We start from the raw sequence: 18802 nt of genomic DNA on the forward strand, positions 1-18802 counted from the left end.
ACGGAAGTGTGTCAACCCGACGGGTGTCCGCCGCGCCCGGGGTGCGGGTCACCCTTTCGTGGGTGTTTGTCCGTGTTCCCGCTCATCTCCGGCCGGCGCGGAGGGCGGGTGCGCTGCAGGGACGGCGTCGCCGACGTGTCACGATGACGAGGCCCCACGATCCGCCGTGGTGTAACGGCAGCACCTCGGATTTTGGTTCCGATGGTCCAGGTTCGAATCCTGGCGGCGGAGCAAGCCGCCGATGTGCGACACGGCCCCAGGGCCAGGACAGCGCGGTCGACGGCGAGACGGCGGCGACGTTCGCGGCCCCGACGACGGAGGCCACCTGCCTGCGCCCGAACTGCGGGATCAGCTCGGGGACCGGCCCGGCCTCGAACCCGCGGCGCTCGGCCGCGGTGGCGTGGTACATCAGGACCACCTCCGAGCCGATCCGGCCCGCCTCCTCGAAGCTCGTGTCCAGCTCGTTCGTGGTCGCGCCGTCGGTCGACGACGAACCCGAGCTGGGCGAGCAGCTGCGCGCGGCTCGGACGCGGTGTCACCACGGGGTCGCTACGCTCCGGCGGTGTGACCCACGCGACCGAACGCGCAGTCCCACCACCGGAGCCCCAGGACGTCACCGCCCCGCTCACCGCCGCGGCTGCCTTCCTCGTCCTGCGGGTGGTCGACGGGCCGGACTCCGACGCCAGGGTCCGGTCGACGCTCGCCGCGACCTCCGACCTCGTCAAGAACGTCCGCATCGGCGCCGACGGCGCGGCGTTCCACTGCACCGTCGGGATCGGGCACCGGGTGTGGGAACGGGTCGTCGGCGGGCCGCCGCCGCGCGAGCTCGCACCGTTCCGCGAGATCACCGGCGCGAGCCACACCGCCGTCGCCACCGAGGGGGACCTGCTCTACCACCTGCGGGCGGACAGCACGGACCTGATCGTCCGCTTCGAGATGATGCTGCTGGACTCCTTCGGCGACACCGTCACCACCGTGGACGAGACCACCGGCTTCCGCTACCGGCACGGCCGGGACCTGCTCGACTTCGCCGACGGGACGGCCAACCCGGACGGGGCGGGCCTCCCGGCCGCGACCCTGGTCGGCGACGAGGACCCGGCATACGCCGGCGGCAGCTACGTCGTCGTGCAGAGGTACCTGCACGACATGGCCGCCTGGCGCGGGCAGGACGTGGCCACCCAGGAGGAGATCGTCGGGCGGACCAAGTTCGACGGGGTGGAGCTGCCGGACGCCGAGGAGGGCCAGAAGTCGCACAAGACGCTGTGCACGATCACCGACGACGACGGCGTCGAGCACGACATCCTGCGGGACAACATGCCGTTCGCGTCGCCGGGGCGCGGTGAGTACGGCACCTACTTCATCGGCTACTCCCGGCGCCTGTGGGTCGTGGAGACGATGCTGCGCCGGATGTTCGTCGGCGACCCGCCGCCGCTGCACGACCGCATCCTCGACTACTCGACCCCGACGACCGGGTGCACGTTCTTCGTCCCCGCCCGGCCCGTCCTCGACGGCCTGGACGACTGACCCGGACACGACGACGCCCCCGTCCGGATCCGGACGGGGGCGTCGCAGGTGTCGTTCTCAGCTCTCCAGCGCGGCGTCCAGCGTGATCTCGACGCCGGTCAGCGCCTTCGACACGGGGCAGCCGGCCTTGGCGGCCTCCGCGGCCTTGGCGAAGCCGTCGGCGTCGAGTCCGGTGACCTCACCGCGCACCTTCAGCGTGATGCCGGTCAGCTTGAAGCCGCCGTTGTCCTTGTCCGGGCCGAGCGAGACGTCGGCCGAGACGTCGAGGGACTCGGGGGTCCCGCCCGCCTCGGCGATGTTCGCCGAGAGCTGCATCGCGTAGCAGGCGGAGTGCGCCGCGGCGATGAGCTCCTCGGGGCTGGTGGTACCACCGGCGTCGTCCGCGGCGCGCTTGGGGAAGCTGACCTCGTAGGTACCGACCTTGGAGCTGGACAGCTCGACCTGGCCGGAGCCCTGCTCCAGGGAGCCGTTCCATGCGGTGCGGGCGCTGCGCGTGGGCATCGTTACCTCCGTGTCGTGGGGACCGATTTTGCACAACCGATCACTCGGCAGTCTTCTCCGCCCCAGCCGTTCCCGCCACCCCGGACCGCGAAACGCCTCCGGTCACTGCGGGATGTTGGTGACCTCGACCCGGTCGCCGACCTGCAGCGAGTTGAACCAGCGCTCGGCGTTCGCGCGGGACAGCCGGACACAGCCCGCGGACTCGGTCTCGGTGTTGCCCTCGTGGAAGGCGATGCCGCCGGGGGCGAAGAAGACCGCGAACGGCATCGGCGCGTTGTTGAACTCCGCGCTGCGGTGGTCCTTGTTCTTCCACTGGACCTGGAAGACGCCGGCCGGGGTGCGCTGGCCCTTCTTCCCGAACGACGCCGGGACCGGCCCGGCCTCGATCTTCCCGTCGCGGATCAGCCACGCCGTGCTGTTCGCGAGGTCGACGCAGGCGCGCGCGGCCGCCGAGCAGGGCGTCCCCTCGGCGCGGCCCGGACCACCCCGGTCGGACGCCGTCGGCGCCGCGGACGCGGTCCCGATCATCCCGGCGGTCAGCCCGGCCAGCACCAGGGCCGCCACCGTGGCCAGGACCGTCATCACCCGGGGCCGCCGGCGGCGTCCCTCGACCTCGCGCGTCATCGCACTCCGCTCATCATCGCGGACGGTGACCGGTCGGTCACCGCCGTCTGAACGGTGGAACGAGACCGGTACCCGACCGGTTACCACCCGAAGGGTTGATCTTGTGTTTACGGCGGCATCCCCGCGGGCGTGACGGGCCCGCCGGGTCACCCGGGGCCGTCCCCGTACGATGCCGTACCGGCACGGCGCGCCCCGCGTCCTCCGCCCGGCACGGGCGGCGAGTCCGGCAGGAGGAACCGAACATGCCCGAACCCGACCGGGCCGGCACCGGTGACCGACCGGCACCCGGAACGGCGACGGTCGCAGCCGGCATCGTCCTCGCGGCGGGCGCGGGCTCGCGGATGCGGTCGTCGACACCGAAGGTGCTCCACGAGCTGGGCGGGCGCAGCATGCTCGGCCACGCGGTGCACGCACTGGCCGGTACCGCGCCCGAGCACCTCGTGGTCGTCGTCGGACACGAGCGCGAGCGGGTGGAGCAGGCCGTCGACGGCATCTCCGCCGCCCTCGGGCGCACCGCCACCACCGCCGTCCAGGAGCAGCGCCTCGGCACCGGCGACGCGGTCCGCAGCGGCCTCACCCCGCTCCCCGCGGACCTGACCGGCACCGTCCTGGTCACCTACGGCGACGTCCCGCTGCTCGACACCGCGACCCTGTCCGCGCTGGTCACCGAGCACGCCGGCCGCCGCGCCGCGGTCACCCTGCTGACCTGCGAGGTCGCCGACCCCACCGGCTACGGCCGGATCGTGCGCACCGCCGACGGAGCCGTCACCGGGATCGTCGAGCAGACCGACGCGACACCGGAGCAGCGGGCCATCGCGGAGGTCAACTCGGGCGTCTACGCCTTCGACGCCGCGTTCCTGCGCGCGGGCATCGCGGGCCTGGCCGCGCACAACGCGCAGCAGGAGCTCTATCTCACCGACCTGGTCGCCGCCGCCGTCGCCGCGGACCGGACGGTGCACGCCGTCCGCTGCGACGACGAGTGGCGCGTGCGCGGCGTGAACGACCGCGTCCAGCTCGCCGAGCTCGGCGCGGAACTGAACCGCCGCGTGCTGCGGGAGTGGATGCTGGCCGGGGTCACCGTGGTCGACCCCGCCACCACCCGTGTCGACGTCGACGTGCGGCTCGCGCGCGACGTCGTCCTGCACCCGGGCACCCAGCTGCACGGCGCGTGCGAGGTCGACGAGGCCGCGGTCATCGGGCCCGACACCACGCTGACCGACACCGTCGTCGGGGCCGGCGCGAGCGTCGTCCGCACCCACGGGTCGGGGTCCCGGATCGGGCCCGGCGCCGCGGTCGGGCCGTTCGCCTACCTGCGCCCGGGCGCCGTACTCGGCGAGCGCGGCAAGATCGGCACGTTCGTCGAGGTCAAGAACTCCGACATCGGCGCGGGCACCAAGGTCCCGCACCTGACCTACGTCGGGGACGCGACGATCGGCGAGATGAGCAACATCGGCGCCTCGTCGGTGTTCGTCAACTACGACGGCGTCCGCAAGCAGCGGACCGTCATCGGATCCCACGTGAAGACCGGGTCGGACACCATGTTCATCGCACCGGTCACGGTCGGGGACGGCGCCTACACCGGCGCCGGGACCGTGCTCCGCGACGACGTCCCGCCGGGGGCGCTCGCGGTGTCGGGTGGAGCACAGCGCACCATCGAGGGGTGGGTGCCGCGCAAGCGGCCCGGAACCCCCGCCGCCGAGGCGGCACAGCGGGCGGGCAGCGACCCGTCCACGAACGGCACGACCAGCAACGACGGCGCAGGTCACACCACCTCCGCCGGTACGACAGACCCGAGAGACCTCAGCCGAGGAGGCACCGCACGGTGAGCGCGATCGCAGGCACTCCCAAGAAGAACATGATGCTGTTCTCGGGGAGGGCGCACCCGGAGCTCGCCGAGCACGTGGCGAAGGAGCTCGACGTCACGGTCACCCCGCAGTCGGCCTACTCCTTCGCGAACGGCGAGATCTTCTGCCGCTTCGAGGAGTCGGTCCGCGGGTCCGACGCGTTCGTGATCCAGGCGCACTCCGCCCCGATCAACGACGCCATCATGGAACAGCTGATCATGGTCGACGCGCTCAAGCGCGGGTCGGCCAAGCGGATCACCGCGGTCATGCCGTTCTGGGGCTACGCCCGCCAGGACAAGAAGCACCGCGGCCGCGAGCCCATCTCGGCCCGCCTCGTCGCGGACATGTTCAAGACCGCGGGCGCCGACCGGATCCTGACCCTGGACCTGCACACCTCGCAGATCCAGGGCTTCTTCGACGGCCCCGTCGACCACCTGTTCGCGCTGCCGGTGCTCGCCCAGCACATCAAGAGCACCCGGCCGACCGACAACTTCGCGGTCGTCTCCCCCGACTCCGGCCGGGTACGCCTGGCCGAGCGCTGGGCCGAGACCCTCGGCGGGACCCCGCTGGCGTTCATCCACAAGACCCGGGACCCGCTCAAGCCGAACGAGGCCGTCGCGAACCGGGTGGTCGGTGAGATCGAGGGCCGCTGCTGCGTGGTCATCGACGACATGATCGACACCGGTGGCACCGTCGCGAAGGCGGTCGAGGTGCTGCTCAAGGAGGGCGCCTCGGACGTGATCGTGGCCGCCACCCACGGCGTGCTGTCCGGTCCGGCCACCGAGCGCCTGGCGAACTGCGGCGCGTCGGAGGTCATCTTCACCGACTCGCTGCCGATCCCGGCCGAGAAGCGGTTCGACAGCATGACCGTGCTGCCGATCGCCCCGCTGCTGGCCGAGGCGATCCACCAGGTGTTCGAGGACGGCTCGGTCACGAGCCTGTTCGACGGCAACGCCTGAGCACTCCGCACGTCCGCCGACGGCGCCCCACCCGCGGGTGGGGCGCCGTCGGTCGTTCCGCCTCAGCCCTCGGTGGCCAGCCCTGCCAGACCCGGCACCCCGGCCCGGCCGGTGGCGTCCTGCAGCCGCCGCAGCACGTCGTCGAACAGGGCCGCGTCGGAACCCAGCAGGTGCCGGTAGCGGTCCAGCACCCCGGCCGCCGCGGCGTCCCACTCCGCGAGTGCCGCGCGGCCCCGCTCGGTGGCGACGACGAGCACCCGGCGCCGGTCGACGACGTCGGGCCTGCGGTGCACGAGGTTCGCCGCGGTCATCCGGTCCACGAGCTTGGTCGCCCGCGGCGCCAGCAGCAGCGCGTGCTCGGCGACCACGCTCATCGTGCAGCCGCCGCGCGAGGCGAGCAGGCCGAGCACCCGCCACTGGTCGACGTCGGCCCCGCAGCCGCGCAGGGCCTCGTCGAGCTCCTGGTCCAGGGTCCGGCCCACCGCGCAGAGCAGGCGCAGCGACTCGTCCCCGGACGGCCGCACGTGTTCCGCGGGCTCCGACATGAGCGCATCGTAACCGGACGTTTTCCGACGAGGCGCTAGGTGGGCGACGCCACGATGGATAGCGTGACCTGCATGACTCCGTTCCCGGACCCCGGGCGCGCGACGGCGGTGCCGGCGCGCGGGAGCGAGGTGCTCAACGTGGCGCTGGTCGTCCCGCTGCAGGGTCCGGCGGGCATCTTCGGCCCGTCCTGCGAGACCTGCGCGACGCTGGCCGCCGAGGAGGTCAACGCCGCGGGCGGGGTGCTCGGCCGGGAGCTGAACCTGGTGCCGGTCGACGGCGGCGCGCCACCCGCCGTCGTCGCCGCGGAGCTCGACGCGCTGGTCAGTGCCGGCACCGTGGACGCGGTCACCGGCTGGCACATCTCGGCGGTCCGCGAGGCCGTCGCGCCCCGGATCCGCGGGCGGGTGCCCTACGCCTACACCGCCCTGTACGAGGGTGGCGAGCAGCGACCGGGGCTGTTCCTGACCGGGGAGACCCCGGACCTGCAGCTGGGCCCGTCGCTGAGCTGGTTCGCCGAGGCCGCCGGGGTGCGCCGCTGGACGATCGTCGGCGACGACTACGTGTGGCCGCGCCGGTCCGCGCAGGTCGCGACCGAGCACCTGCGCCGGATCGGCGGGACGGTCTGCGACGAGATGTACGTCCCGCTGGGCACCGAGGACTTCTCGCGCGTGCTGCTCCGGGTCGAGGCGAGCGGCTGCGACGCCGTCCTGATGCTGCTGATCGGCAACGACGCCGTCGAGTTCAACCGGGCGTTCTGCGCCGTCGGGCTGGACCGGGAGATCCTGCGGTTCAGCTCGCTGATCGAGGAGAACGTGCTGCTCGCCTCGGGCCCGGAGAACACCCGCGGCCTGCTCACCTCGGCCGGCTACTTCGAGGACCTGGCGACGGCGTCCGGGCTGGACTTCGCGGCCGCGCACGCCCACCGCTTCGGCCCGGACGCGCCGGTGCTCAACAGCCTCGGCGAGTCCTGCTACGAGGGCGTCCGGCTGCTGACCGAGCTCATGCGCCGGGCCGGGTCGCCGGAGGTCCCGGCGATGACCGCGGTCGCCGAGGGGCTGGCCTACGAGAGCCCGCGCGGAACCGTCGAGGTGCACGGGCGGCACCTGCGCCAGCAGGTGTTCCTCGCCGTCGCCGACGGGGTCGCCTGGAACGTCGTCCAGCAACTCTGACGGGTCCGTTGACACCCCGGCCCGTCGGTCGTACTTTCCCAGGAAAATATTTCCTCAGATGCATGTCGGGTCGCCCGGCGTGCCGGGAGGTACGACCGTGGCGCTCTACGTCTACCGGTGCGGGGCCGACGGCCCCGTCGAGGAACGGCACCCGATCGGCAGCGCCCCCGCGACGGCGCGCTGCCCCACCTGTGGGGAGCAGTCCCCGCGCGTCATCACCGCACCGATGCTCGGCCTCGCCGACCGCGGCCGGGTGGCCCTGATCGACCGCACCACGGCCACCGCCCACGAACCGCAGGTCGTCTCCGCCCCACCCCCGCGCCCGCTACGCCCCGGCGGGCCGCCGCTGCACCCCGCCACCCGCGGTCTGCCGCGGCCCTGACCGCGTCGACCTGCGCCGCGCCGACCGCCTCACCCCTCCGCCCCGCCCGCGTCCGCACCGACCCCGGGAGTGTCCGATGCCCAGGAACGTCTTCCCCCTCGACAGCACCAGGACCTTCACCGACCAGCAGCTGACCGGCCACAACCGGTGGCACCCCGACATCCCGGCGCAGGTCCACGTCAAGCCCGGGGACACGTTCCGGGTCGACTGCCGCGAGTGGTTCGACGGCGCCATCCACAACGACGACTCCGCCGACGACATCCTGAACGCGCCGCTGGCCGGGGTGCACGTGCTGTCCGGGCCGATCGCCGTCGACGGGGCGCAGCCGGGTGACCTGCTGATCGTCGACATCCTCGACGTCGGGCCGATCCCGCAGGAGGACTCCGGGCCGCTGGCCGGGCAGGGCTGGGGCTACACCGGCGTGTTCGCCACCCGCAACGGCGGCGGCTTCCTCACCGAGCAGTTCCCCGACGCCTACAAGGTCATCTGGGACTTCCAGGGCGGGACGGCCACCTCCCGGCACGTCCCGGGGGTGTCGTTCACCGGGATCGTCCACCCCGGGCTGATGGGGACGGCGCCGTCGCCCGAGCTGCTCGGCCGCTGGAACGCCCGCGAGCAGGCGCTGATCGACACCGACCCGGAGCGGGTGCCGCCGCTGGCCCTGCCACCGAATCCGGACTCGGCCATCCTCGGCGCGCTGACCGGCGCCGACTTCGACCGGGCCGCCGCGGAGGCCGCGCGCACCGCGCCACCCCGGGAGAACGGCGGCAACCAGGACATCAAGAACCTCACCAAGGGCAGCCGGGTGTTCTACCCGGTGTTCGTCGACGGGGCGAACCTGTCGATGGGCGACCTGCACTTCTCCCAGGGCGACGGCGAGATCACCTTCTGCGGTGCGATCGAGATGGGCGGGTTCATCGACCTGCACGTCGACGTCATCAAGGGCGGCATGGCGACCTACGGCGTGTCCGAGAACGCGATCTTCGTGCCGGGCAACACCGACCCGCAGTACAGCGAGTGGATCGCGTTCTCCGGCACCTCGGTCACCCTCGACGGCGAGCAGCGCTACCTCGACTCGCACCTGTCTTACCAGCGGGCCTGCCTGCACGCGATCGACTACCTGACGAACTTCGGCTACTCCCCGATCCAGGCCTACATGATCCTCGGGGCGGCGCCGATCGAGGGCAGGCTGTCCGGGGTCGTGGACATCCCGAACTCGTGCTCGACGGTCTACCTGCCGACCGGGATCTTCGACTTCGACGTCAAGCCCGGCAAGAACGGCCCCCACCGCATCGACCCGGGCCCCGGCGTGCCCCACTCTGTGGCCTGAGCAGCCGGTTCCGTGGTCGTCCCGGGGGGCTGGCCCCAGGACGACCACGGGCCTGGCGTAGGCTTCTCGGCATCTCCGCGGCGAGGGCGGGTGCACTCTTGACCCGCCGTGATCGACGTGGGCCGATCCCGGTCGGCTCCTCGCCGCGCGCGCCTTCCACCGCAGACAGTTCGAGGAGCAGTTCCCGTGGCCCAGACCCGCATCCCCGCCGAGACCCGGACCGAGTTCGGTAAGGGCGCCGCCCGTCGCACCCGTCGCGCCGGCAAGATCCCCGCCGTCCTCTACGGCCACGGGACCGACCCCGTCCACCTGTCGCTGCCGTCGCTGCAGTTCGCCGCGGTCGTCCGCGAGCAGGGCCGCAACGCCGTGCTGGAGCTCGACGTCGACGGCAGCAGCCCGCAGCTCGCGCTGACCAAGACCGTGGTCGTGCACCCGCTGCGCCCCTACATCGAGCACGTCGACCTGCTCGTCATCAAGCGTGGTGAGAAGGTCGAGGTCGAGCTCGACGTCGTCGTCACCGGCGAGGCCGCCCCCGGCTCGCTGGTCACCCAGGACCTCAACACCGTCCTGGTCGAGGCCGACGTGCTGAACATCCCGGAGAACATCGAGATCTCCGTGGAGGACGCCGAGATCGGCACCCAGTACTTCGCCAAGGACCTGAAGCTTCCCGGTGGCGTCGAGCTGCGCACCGACGAGGAGTACCTCGTCGTGCAGGTCGTCCCGGCCCCGACCGAGGAGGACCTCGAGGCCGAGGTCGACGCCGAGGGCGCCGGTGTGGTCGAGGAGCCGTCCGACGAGGAGCAGGCCGCCGAGGCCGAGACCGAGGGCGACTCCGCCGAGGGTTCCGCGGACTCCGAGGGCGACTCCGAGTCCTCCGACAAGTGAGCCCCGTGCCGGGGCCGGCTCTCGTCGTCGGACTCGGGAACCCGGGTCCGGACTACGAGGGCACCCGGCACAACGTCGGTACCCGCGTCGCCGCACTGCTGGCGACGCGGGCCGGCGCCGGCCGGTTCTCCGCGCACAAGCGGTCGAACTCCGACATCGCGCAGGGCCGGCTCGCCGGTCGCCCGGTGACCCTGGCCGTCCCCCGTACGTACATGAACCTCTCGGGTGGCCCGGTCGCCGGGCTCGTGCAGTACTTCTCGATCCCGCCGACCGAGGTGATCGTCGTCCACGACGAGCTGGACCTCGACTTCGGCGTGGTCCGCCTCAAGCGCGGTGGTGGCGAGGGCGGGCACAACGGCCTGCGCTCGATCAGCAAGGCGCTCGGCACGAAGGACTACCTGCGCGTGCGGTTCGGCATCGGCCGGCCGCCGGGTCGCCAGGATCCGGCGGACTACGTGCTCAAGCGGTTCTCCGGCGTGGAGAACAAGGAGCTCGACCTCGGTCTGGACCTCGCCGCGGACGCCGCCGAGGCCCTGCTGTCCGAGGGCCTGGAGCCGGCGCAGAACCGGTTCCACCCGCTGTCGGGCTGAGCCCCGCCCTCCACGGAAGCCCCGGTCCCTCGCAGGGACCGGGGCTCCCGTGTGTCCGGGTCAGCGGCGGGCGGTGAGCAGGTCCGCCGTCGCGGCGCGGCGCAGCTTCCCCGACGGCGTCTTCGGCAGGCTCCCCGGCGCCAGCACGGCGACCTCGGCCGGCCGCACCCCCACCGCGGAGACGACGCGGCGGATCACGTCGTCGCGGATGGCACGCACCGCCTCGGGGCCGTCGGCCCCCTTCGCCTCGACGGCGACGGCGAACGACTCCCGGTGCCGCCCGTCACCTGCTGGGATCCGGACCGCGACGACGTTGCCCGCGCGCACGCCCTCGACCGCACCGGCGGCCCGCTCGATGTCGGTCGGGTAGATGTTGCGCCCACCCATGATGATCACGTCCTTGGTGCGGCCGCACACGACGACGGCGCCGTCGGGGGTCAGGTAGCCCTCGTCGCCGGTGTCGAACCAGCCGTCGCGGTCCTGGGTGGACAGCGGGCCGTCGACGGTGAGGTAGCCGGGCGTCACGGCGTCGCCGCGCAGGTGCAGCACCCCGACCTCCCGGGGGCCCAGCACGCGACCGCCGCTGCCGACGACCTTCACCTCGATCCCGGGCAGCGGCGGTCCGAGCTCGGGGAACTCCCGCACCGGACCGGTGCCCGCGGGCTCGGCGCGCCGGTGCGTCTCCAGGGACTCGGCGTCGACCCGGTCCACCGTCAGCCCGGTGTGGACGGGCGCGAAGGACACCCCGAGCGCGGTCTCCGCCATCCCGTAGGCACACAGCACCGACTCCGGTCGCAGCCCGAAGCGGGCACCGGCGTCGGTGAACGCCGCGACGGCCGCCGGGTCCACCGGCTCGGCGCCGTTGAGCGCCAGCCGCAGCGAGGAGAGGTCGAGCGCGCCGTCGTCGACCCGGGCGAGCTGGCGGGCCAGCACGGCGTAGGCGAAGTTCGGGGCCGCGGTGACGGTGCCGCCGTAGGACGAGATCAGCTCGGCCCACAGCCGCGGGCGGCCCAGGAAGTCCGCGGGGGTGACGGTGACCAGGTCCAGCCCGACCGTCATGGGGACGGTCAGGAACCCGACCATCCCCATGTCGTGGAACAGCGGCAGCCACGACACCATCCGGTCGGTCGCGACGTCCAGAGCGGACGCGGTCACCATGGCGCCGATGTTGGCGTGCAGGTTCGCGTGGGTGATCCGCACGGCCTTCGGGGCGGCGGTGGAACCGCTCGTGAGCTGCAGCAGCGCGGTGTCGTCCTCGTCGGCGACGGCGGCGTCCGCGACGAACGCGGCGGGGTCGCCGGTCAGCGAGTCGAGCATCCGGAACGGGACGCCCCGCTCGGTCAGCACCGGCGCGAGCGCGTCGAAGGGCGGGCCGAGCAGCACCATCGCGGCGTCGACCATGCCCAGGGTGGTCACGGTGTCGGCGGCCCACTCGGCGAGGTCGGTGCGCGGGGTCGGCTGGTGCAGCATCGTCACGCTGCCGCCGCACAGCCACACCGCCTGCGCGGCGGGGGCGATCGCCGCGGGCTCGCCGGCCAGCACCCCGACGGCGCCGCCGAAGGGCAGGGCAGGGCCGCCGTCCTCGCCGGGGCGTCGCAGGGCGTCCGCGATCCCGCGGGCCGTCTCGTGCACCTCCGCCCAGGAACGCCGCACGGGCTCGCGCGGCTCCCCCGTCGTCATCCCACGGGCGAGCCCGCCGGGAACGGTCGCGGACTCCAGCAACGTCGCCAGGAATCGGGACATGGGCCCGAATGTAGCGACGAACCGCCCGTGCGGGGCGGCACGATCGACGACCGGCCGTACGCGACGCGCCGCGGCGTAGCATCCGGGCGCATGGCCGAGCCGCACACCGACCCCGCTCCCGCCGACCTCTCCGCCGCCGTCGACGCCGTCCTCCCGGGCGCGCGCACGGACCTCGAGGCGCTGGTCCGCATCCCGAGCATCTGGGCCGACCCGGCACACGCCGAGGACACCCGCCGCTCCGCGGACGCCGTCGCGACGCTGGCCCGCGACGCGGGCGCCGCCTCGGTCGAGATCCTCTCCGCCGACGGCGGGGCCCCGGCCGTCGTCGCGCACTGGCCCGCACCCGAGGGCATGCCGACGGTCATGCTCTACGCCCACCACGACGTCCAGCCCACCGGCGGCGACGACGACTGGAGCAGCCCGCCGTTCGAGCCGACCGAGCGCGACGGGCGGCTCTACGGCCGTGGCGCCGCCGACGACAAGGCCGGCGTCATGACCCACCTCGCCGTGCTCCGCGCCTACGAGGGACGGCCGCCGGTCGGGGTCGTGCTGTTCATCGAGGGCGAGGAGGAGTCCGGTTCCCCCACGCTGACCGCGCTCCTGGCCGAGCACCGCGAGAAGCTCTCCGCCGACGTCATCGTGATCGCCGACGCCGCCAACCCGGCCGTCGACGTCCCGGCGCTGACCACCAGCCTGCGCGGCCTGGTCGACGTCGTCGTCGAGGTGTCGATGCTGGAGCGTCCGGTGCACTCCGGGGTCTACGGCGGCCCGATCGGGGACGCGCTGACCGCGCTGTGCCGCACCCTGGCCACCCTGCACGACGACAAGGGCGAGGTCGCCGTCCCCGGCCTGGTGCGCGGCAGCTCCGACGCGCCCGACCCGGACGACGCCACCTACCGCTCCGACGCGGGCCTGCTCGACGGCGTCGAACTGCTCGGCACCGGCTCGATCCCGGACCGCGTCAACCACGCGCCCGCCGTCGCCGTGCTGGGGATCGACGCGCCCAAGGTCGCCGAGGCCTCGAACGTGCTGCTCCCCCGCGCCCGCGCGATGGTCAGCATGCGGCTGGCCCCCGGGCAGGACGCCCGCGAGGCCCAGCGCGCTCTGGCGGAGCACCTGGAGGGCAGCGTCCCGTGGGGAGCGCACGTGTCGGTGACGCCCGGCCACGGCGTCGCCGAGCCGTTCAGCCTGTCCTCGACCGGCGAGGTCTACGACCACGCCCGCGCCGCGTTCTCCGCCGCCTACGGCAACGACGCCGTCGAGACCGGCATCGGCGGGTCCATCCCGTTCATCGCCGAGTTCGCCCGGACGTTCCCGGGCGCGGCGGTGCTGGTCACCGGCGTCGGGGACCCGGCCAGCCGCTGGCACGGCATCGACGAGAGCCTGCACCTGGGCATGTTCGGGCGCGGGGTGCTGGCGGAGGCCCTGCTGCTGGACCGGTTGGCCGGGGGGGCGTGACCGCCCGGCCCGACGGGTACCCGGGGGTCATGAAGTTCGGTATCGCAACGTTCGTGACCGACGAGGGCATCCGTCCCGGGCCGCTGGGCCGGGCGCTGGAGGAACGCGGTTTCGACTCGGTGTTCCTCGCCGAGCACTCGCACATCCCCACCAGCAGGGAGTCGCCCTACCCCGGCGGGGGCGACCTGCCGCGGGTGTACTACCGCACCCTCGACCCGTTCGTCGCGCTCACCGCGATGGCGGGGACGACCACCGACCTGCTCCTGGGCACCGGGATCGCGCTCCTGCCGCAGCGCGACATCATCCACACCGCCAAGCAGACCGCCAGCCTCGACCTGGTGTCCGGCGGACGGCTGCTGTTCGGCGTCGGCGCGGGGTGGAACCGCGAGGAGATGCGCAACCACGGCGTCGACCCGAGGACCCGGGGACCACTGATGACCGAGCAGCTGCACGCGTTGCGGGCGCTGTGGACCGAGGACGAGGCCGAGTTCCACGGCGACCACCTCGACGTCGAGCGGTCCTTCTCCTGGCCCAAGCCGGTGCGCACCCCGCCGATCTACCTGGGCGGGGAGAGCGAGGCCGCGCTGAACCGGCTCGCCGAGGTCGGCGACGGCTGGCTCCCGCGCGGGCACACCTCCTTCGACGAGATCCGCCGCGTCCGTGACGACCTCGCCGAGCGGGGCAAGCCGGACGTGCCGACCACGGTGTTCGGCGGGGAGCCGGACCCGGATGTCGTCGCGGGGTACGCCGAGGCGGGCGTCGAGCGGGTCACTTTCCTGCTCCCGACACTGCCCGAGTCCGAGACCCTCGCGAAGCTCGACGAGCTGGCGAAGGTGGTCACGGCGTCCGGCTGAGTGCCCCCAGCACCAGCGCGGTGAGCGCCTCCGGGGCGTCGAGCTGGATCAGGTGCCCTGCCCCGGGCACCAGGTGCAGCTCGGCCCCCGGTACCGCTGCGGTCAACCGGTGCGCGCGGTCGACCGGTATCCAGGTGTCCTCGGTGCCCCACACCACCCGCACCGGCAGGTCCAGCTCGCCGTAGCGCGGCTCGACCTCGTCGGTGAAGCGCTGGTCGGCCTGCGCGATCTGGCGGTAGAACGCGGCCGCACCCCGCTCGCCCAACCACGGCCCGACCAGCGCGTCCTCGTCGGCGGGCCGCAGGGGCCGGTGCGCGGCACCCCGCACGTAGGCCCGGACGAGGGCCTCGTGCAGCGGCCCCGGCAGCGCCGCGAACACCTCGGCGTTCTCCCGCACCAGCCGGAAGAACGGCGAACCCCACGGGGCGAGCGCGACGACGTCGACCAGCGTCAGCGACCGGTAGGCCGCGCCGTGCAGCAGGTGCGCACGCAGGGCGACGGCGCCGCCGTAGTCGTGGGCGACGACGTGCGGCGGCTCGGGCAGGTCCCACTGCTCGAGCAGCCCGGCCAACACCCGGCCCTGTACGCCGAGCGAGACGTCCGCGCTGTGCCCGGACGCCCCGTAGCCCGGCATGTCCCACAGCAGGACCCGGTGCGACCCGGCCACCGCCGCGGCGATCGGCGCCCACAGCCACGACGACCAGGGGGTGCCGTGGCAGAACACCACCGGCGGTCCCGAGCCCCGTGCGGTCCAGCGCACCCGGTGACCGTCCACGACGAACTCGTCATCCAGTTCCACGGTCCCACCGTGCCACGACACCCCGACATCGTTCCGGGGCACAATGACCATGATGTCGATCCGGCTGCTCGGCCCGCATCGCGGTGACAGCCGCGGGCGGCGGACTCACCGCCACGAGCCCGGTCCCGTCGCCACCCCCCGACTGTGGCGACGGAACCGGCCCGTCTCTCCCCCCGCGCCCCGGCGAGGCTCCCCAGCCCGCCGTGACGCGAGTACGACGGTATCCGCGCACCCGGGGGCCGCGGATCGGTCGAACTACTGATTTCTTACCCGGGGTCCCTCCTACCTGGGTAGGAGAGACCCCTCATCCCTCGGCGCGCTCGGCGGCCTCGAACCACTCCAGCTCGACGCTCTCGCGCTCGGCGACGACGGCCTTCAGCTCCCGGTCCAGCTCCATCAGCCGGCCGGGCTCGGTGGCGGCCTCGGCGAGCCGGGCGTGCAGCTTCTCCTCCTGCGCGGTGAGCTGCCCCATCCGTCGTTCCAGGCGCTGGGCGTCCTTGCGGGCGGCCCGCTGCTCCGCGGCGCTCGCCTTCGGCCCGGCCGCCTGTGCGACGGGCGCACCGGCCGGTACCGGCGCGGTCGGTGCGGCCCCGGCAGGGCCGTGGCCGGTGGCGGCACGGCGGGTCAGGTACTCGCCGATCCCGCCGGGCAGGTGGGTGAGGTGTCCGTCGCCGAACAGGGCGACGACCTGGTCGCAGACCCGCTCGGTGAGGTAACGGTCGTGGCTGACGACCACCAGGGTGCCCGGCCAGCCGTCGAGGAGGTCCTCCAGCCCGGCGAGGGTGTCGACGTCCAGGTCGTTGGTGGGCTCGTCGAGCAGCAGGACGTTGGGCTCGTCCATCAGCAGCCGGGTCAGCTGCAACCGCCGTCGCTCGCCACCGGACAGGCGTCCGACCGGGGTCCATTGGCGGGCCGCGGGGAACCCGAGCCGCTCCAGTACCTGCGACGCGGTCATCTCCTGCTTGCCGAACCGCACGTACTTGGCGACGGCCTCGGTGGCCTCCAGCACGCGCATCTCGGCGGGCAGGTCGACGAGCTCCTGCGACAGCTGCGCCATCTTCACGGTGCTGCCCTGGACACGCCGGCCCGAGTCGAGCGCGCGTTCCCCGGACAGGGCACGCAGCAGCGTCGTCTTGCCGGAGCCGTTGACCCCGACGATGCCCACCCGGTCGCCCGGGCCGAGCCGCCAGGTCACGTCGTCGAGCAGGATGCGCCCGGCGACGGAGACGGTCGCGTCCTCCAGCTCCAGCACGGTGCGCCCGAGCCGGTTGGTCGCGAACGCCATCAGCTCGACGGTGTCGCGCGGCGCGGGCACGTCGGCGATCAGGGCCTCCGCGGCCTCGATCCGGTAGCGGGGCTTCGAGGTCCGGGCGGGCGGGCCGCGGCGCAGCCAGGCCAGCTCCTTGCGGGCCAGGTTGCGGCGGCGCTGCTCGGCGGCGTCGGCCTGCCTGCCGCGCTCGGCGCGGGCGTAGACCCAGTCGGCGTAGCCACCGGTGTAGGACTCGACGCGCCCGTTCGCGACCTCCCAGGTCCGGGTGCAGACGGTGTCGAGGAACCAGCGGTCGTGGGTGACGACGACGAGTGCGATCCGCCGCGCCGTCAGGTGCGTCGCGAGCCAGCCGATGCCCTCGACGTCGAGGTGGTTGGTGGGCTCGTCGAGGACGACGAGGTCGAGCTCCCCGATCAGCGCCGCGGCGAGCGCGACCCGGCGCTTCTCGCCGCCGGACAGGCCGTCGGTGGGCCGCTCGATGTCGGAGATGGCGAGCCCGTCGAGGACGTCGCGAACCCGGGCGTCGGCGGCCCACTCGTGGTCGGCGCCGTACTCGGCGAGGACTATGTCGCGCACCGTCGACCCGGCCGGGAAGCGGTCGTGCTGCACCAGGTGCGCCATCCGCAGGCCCCCGAGGCGGCTGACCCGGCCGCCCTCGACTGGCCGATCGCCGGTGATCACGTCGAGCAGGGTCGACTTCCCGCCGCCGTTGAGGCCGACGACGCCGATCCGGTCGCCGCGCTCGACACCGAGCGAGACGCCGTCGAGCAGGACACGGCTGGCGTCACCGGGCACGTGCGCGGTGACGTTCTCCAGGTTGAGCAGGTTCTCGGGCAACTACGTCTCCACCGTCGGGAAGGTCAGGCACGGACCGGGGGCCACGAGCCGGAGCTCGAGGGACCGCCGCGGTCGGGGGGGTGGTCGCCGCCGGTCTCGGAGGTGTCGACGATGCGGGCGCCGCCGGCCGGGCCGTGGGCGACCCGCACCGTCCGGCACACCCCCATGCCGGCGAGCTCGGTCGCGACCTCGACGGCCGAGTCGGCGTCGGAGCACAGGAACGCGCAGGTCGGCCCGGACCCGGACACCAGCCCGGCGAGCGCGCCGGAGTTGACCCCGGCCCGCAGGGTGCGGCGCAGGTCCGGGGCCATCGAGACGGCGGCCACCTGCAGGTCGTTGCCCAGGTTGAGCGCGAGCCGCCGCGGGTCCCCGGAGGACAGTGCCTCCAGGACGGGCTCGACCGGCCGCTCGGCGATCGGGCCGTCGCCGCGCAGCCGGTCCAGCTCGGAGAACACCGCCGGTGTGGACAGCCCGCCGCGGGCAAGCGCGATCACCCAGTGCAGCCGGTGCCGGGCGAGCACGGGGATGATCTTCTCGCCGCGGCCGGTGCCGAGCGCGGTGCCGCCGTGCAGGCCGAACGTGACGTCCGATCCGAGCTCGGCGGCCAGCTCGGCCAGCTCGTCGCGGCCCAGCTCCAGCCGCCACAGCGACGACAGCGCGACGAGTGTGCCCGCCGCGTCCGCGGAGCCGCCCGCCATGCCGCCCGCGACCGGAATGCCCTTGCGCAGGGTCACCCGCACGTCCGGGGCGCGCCCGGCCTTCTCCGCGAGCAGCTCGACCGCTCGCCAGGCCAGGTTGGTGGCGTCCAGCGGCACCTCGGCGACGCCGTCGCCGTGCACCTCCAGCGCGGGCTCCTGCGCCTGCTCGACCGAGATCTCGTCGAACAGGCTGACGGCGTGGAACACCGTGACGAGGTCGTGGAAGCCGTCCGGCCGCACCCCGCCCACGGCGAGGTGCAGGTTGATCTTCGCGGGAACCCGGACGGTGACCGGTCGCGGCACGGCGGACAGCACCGCTCAACCCTACGGGCAGCACGGGACGGGCCGCCGCCGCCCGGCATCCGGGGTGGCCGGGCTCACCGGTCCGGCCGGGCCGGCCGCACTGCCCGGTCCGGCCGGCCGGGCCCCGGCGGACCGACCTCGGCCGATCCGACCCCGGTGGCGCGGCACCGGGTGACGCGGCAGGTCGATCAGCCCGGTCGCGGGCACCCGTCCCCTTCCGAGTTCGCTTACCCGGTAAGCGAACTCGGAGAACCGGCACCCGCGCGATCCGACGGGCAGGACAGCGCCGCCGGTGGGACGGCCAACGCCCGCCCCACCCGACACCGCCCCCCCTACCCACCGCCGCCCGATCTCCCACCGTCGACACCGGGATCGTCCCCACCGATACCGTCTCTCCGGCGAATTCGCTTACCGGGTAAGCGAATTCGCACACCAGGCATCCGCGACCGCCCGGTGCGGACCGCCGCCTGACCGATCAGCCGGCCC

The 18802-nt window shown here is 73.7% G+C and carries 17 protein-coding genes and 1 tRNA gene; 11 read left to right on the forward strand and 7 right to left on the reverse strand.

All coding sequences use genetic code 11. The features are described 5' to 3' along the window. Nucleotides 1-160: 160 nt before the first annotated feature. A tRNA-Gln gene (locus tag DMP15_RS26280) sits at nucleotides 161-231 on the forward strand. Between the two features lie 333 nt (nucleotides 232-564). Next, the gene (locus DMP15_RS26285; RefSeq protein ID WP_337826603.1) at nucleotides 565-1524 is read left to right on the forward strand and encodes a Dyp-type peroxidase; all 960 of its coding nucleotides are present in this window, start codon (nucleotides 565-567) and stop codon (nucleotides 1522-1524) included. A 57-nt stretch (nucleotides 1525-1581) separates the two neighbouring features. On the opposite strand, the gene DMP15_RS26290 is transcribed toward DMP15_RS26285, so the two are convergent. Together DMP15_RS26290 and DMP15_RS26295 are read right to left on the reverse strand one after the other, a co-directional pair. After that, on the reverse strand, nucleotides 1582-2025 hold the full coding sequence (locus tag DMP15_RS26290) for an OsmC family peroxiredoxin (RefSeq protein WP_073577628.1): 444 nt from the start codon (nucleotides 2023-2025) through the stop codon (nucleotides 1582-1584). 102 nt (nucleotides 2026-2127) lie between these two features. Further along, nucleotides 2128-2649: a L,D-transpeptidase gene (locus DMP15_RS26295; RefSeq protein ID WP_100879598.1), complete on the reverse strand. Its 522-nt coding sequence runs from the start codon at nucleotides 2647-2649 to the stop codon at nucleotides 2128-2130. Nucleotides 2650-2990: 341 nt separating this feature from the next. On the opposite strand from DMP15_RS26295, the gene glmU reads away from it, so the two are divergent. Both glmU and DMP15_RS26305 read left to right on the forward strand, forming a co-directional pair. After that, nucleotides 2991-4475 (forward strand): bifunctional UDP-N-acetylglucosamine diphosphorylase/glucosamine-1-phosphate N-acetyltransferase GlmU, encoded by a 1485-nt coding sequence (gene glmU, locus DMP15_RS26300; RefSeq protein WP_246353145.1) that lies wholly within the window; start codon nucleotides 2991-2993, stop codon nucleotides 4473-4475. Beyond that, nucleotides 4472-5452, forward strand: coding sequence for a ribose-phosphate diphosphokinase (locus DMP15_RS26305; RefSeq protein ID WP_073577627.1), 981 nt, complete (start codon nucleotides 4472-4474; stop codon nucleotides 5450-5452). The genes glmU and DMP15_RS26305 overlap by 4 nt, the downstream gene beginning before the upstream one ends. 62 nt (nucleotides 5453-5514) lie before the next feature. Here the strand turns inward: DMP15_RS26305 and DMP15_RS26310 are convergent, their stop codons facing one another. Then, nucleotides 5515-5997, reverse strand: coding sequence for a MarR family winged helix-turn-helix transcriptional regulator (locus DMP15_RS26310; protein ID WP_337826604.1), 483 nt, complete (start codon nucleotides 5995-5997; stop codon nucleotides 5515-5517). Nucleotides 5998-6069: 72 nt separating this feature from the next. Here DMP15_RS26310 and DMP15_RS26315 point away from each other — a divergent pair, with 72 nt between their 5' ends. The 5 genes from DMP15_RS26315 (at nucleotide 6070) to pth (ending at nucleotide 10354) form a co-directional block, all read left to right on the forward strand. Further along, entirely contained in the window at nucleotides 6070-7167 is a 1098-nt protein-coding gene (locus DMP15_RS26315) for a substrate-binding domain-containing protein (protein ID WP_337826605.1), read from the forward strand. A 97-nt stretch (nucleotides 7168-7264) separates the two neighbouring features. Continuing rightward, nucleotides 7265-7549 carry a zinc ribbon domain-containing protein gene (locus tag DMP15_RS26320; protein WP_083658990.1) on the forward strand — a complete coding sequence of 95 codons (285 nt, stop codon included), beginning with the start codon at nucleotides 7265-7267 and terminating at the stop codon, nucleotides 7547-7549. Nucleotides 7550-7625: 76 nt separating this feature from the next. Then, nucleotides 7626-8879: a formamidase gene (gene fmdA, locus DMP15_RS26325; RefSeq protein ID WP_073577624.1), complete on the forward strand. Its 1254-nt coding sequence runs from the start codon at nucleotides 7626-7628 to the stop codon at nucleotides 8877-8879. Nucleotides 8880-9065: 186 nt separating this feature from the next. Continuing rightward, on the forward strand, nucleotides 9066-9764 hold the full coding sequence (locus tag DMP15_RS26330; RefSeq protein ID WP_073577623.1) for a 50S ribosomal protein L25/general stress protein Ctc: 699 nt from the start codon (nucleotides 9066-9068) through the stop codon (nucleotides 9762-9764). After that, nucleotides 9761-10354, forward strand: a complete 594-nt coding sequence (gene pth, locus DMP15_RS26335) for an aminoacyl-tRNA hydrolase (RefSeq protein ID WP_073577622.1) — start codon at nucleotides 9761-9763, stop codon at nucleotides 10352-10354. The genes DMP15_RS26330 and pth overlap by 4 nt, the downstream gene beginning before the upstream one ends. 60 nt (nucleotides 10355-10414) lie before the next feature. On the opposite strand, the gene DMP15_RS26340 is transcribed toward pth, so the two are convergent. Continuing rightward, a complete protein-coding gene (locus DMP15_RS26340; protein ID WP_337826606.1) occupies nucleotides 10415-12097 on the reverse strand; it encodes a fatty acyl-AMP ligase in 1683 nt (560 codons plus the stop codon). Nucleotides 12098-12187: 90 nt separating this feature from the next. Here DMP15_RS26340 and DMP15_RS26345 point away from each other — a divergent pair, with 90 nt between their 5' ends. After that, nucleotides 12188-13555, forward strand: a complete 1368-nt coding sequence (locus tag DMP15_RS26345) for a dipeptidase (RefSeq protein WP_337826607.1) — start codon at nucleotides 12188-12190, stop codon at nucleotides 13553-13555. Nucleotides 13556-13584: 29 nt separating this feature from the next. Continuing rightward, nucleotides 13585-14409 (forward strand): LLM class F420-dependent oxidoreductase, encoded by an 825-nt coding sequence (locus DMP15_RS26350; RefSeq protein ID WP_073577794.1) that lies wholly within the window; start codon nucleotides 13585-13587, stop codon nucleotides 14407-14409. Here the strand turns inward: DMP15_RS26350 and DMP15_RS26355 are convergent. The 3 genes from DMP15_RS26355 to DMP15_RS26365 form a co-directional block, all read right to left on the reverse strand. Further along, nucleotides 14393-15208 (reverse strand): alpha/beta fold hydrolase, encoded by an 816-nt coding sequence (locus DMP15_RS26355; RefSeq protein ID WP_073577793.1) that lies wholly within the window; start codon nucleotides 15206-15208, stop codon nucleotides 14393-14395. The genes DMP15_RS26350 and DMP15_RS26355 overlap by 17 nt on opposite strands. Nucleotides 15209-15512: 304 nt before the next feature. Beyond that, nucleotides 15513-17315 (reverse strand): ABC-F family ATP-binding cassette domain-containing protein, encoded by a 1803-nt coding sequence (locus DMP15_RS26360; RefSeq protein ID WP_073577620.1) that lies wholly within the window; start codon nucleotides 17313-17315, stop codon nucleotides 15513-15515. A 23-nt stretch (nucleotides 17316-17338) separates the two neighbouring features. Next, nucleotides 17339-18328, reverse strand: coding sequence for a 4-(cytidine 5'-diphospho)-2-C-methyl-D-erythritol kinase (locus tag DMP15_RS26365; RefSeq protein WP_337826608.1), 990 nt, complete (start codon nucleotides 18326-18328; stop codon nucleotides 17339-17341). Nucleotides 18329-18802 lie beyond the last annotated feature (474 nt).

The organism is Pseudonocardia sp. UM4_GMWB1 (assembly GCF_017312155.1).
Classification (GTDB): domain Bacteria; phylum Actinomycetota; class Actinomycetes; order Mycobacteriales; family Pseudonocardiaceae; genus Pseudonocardia; species Pseudonocardia alni.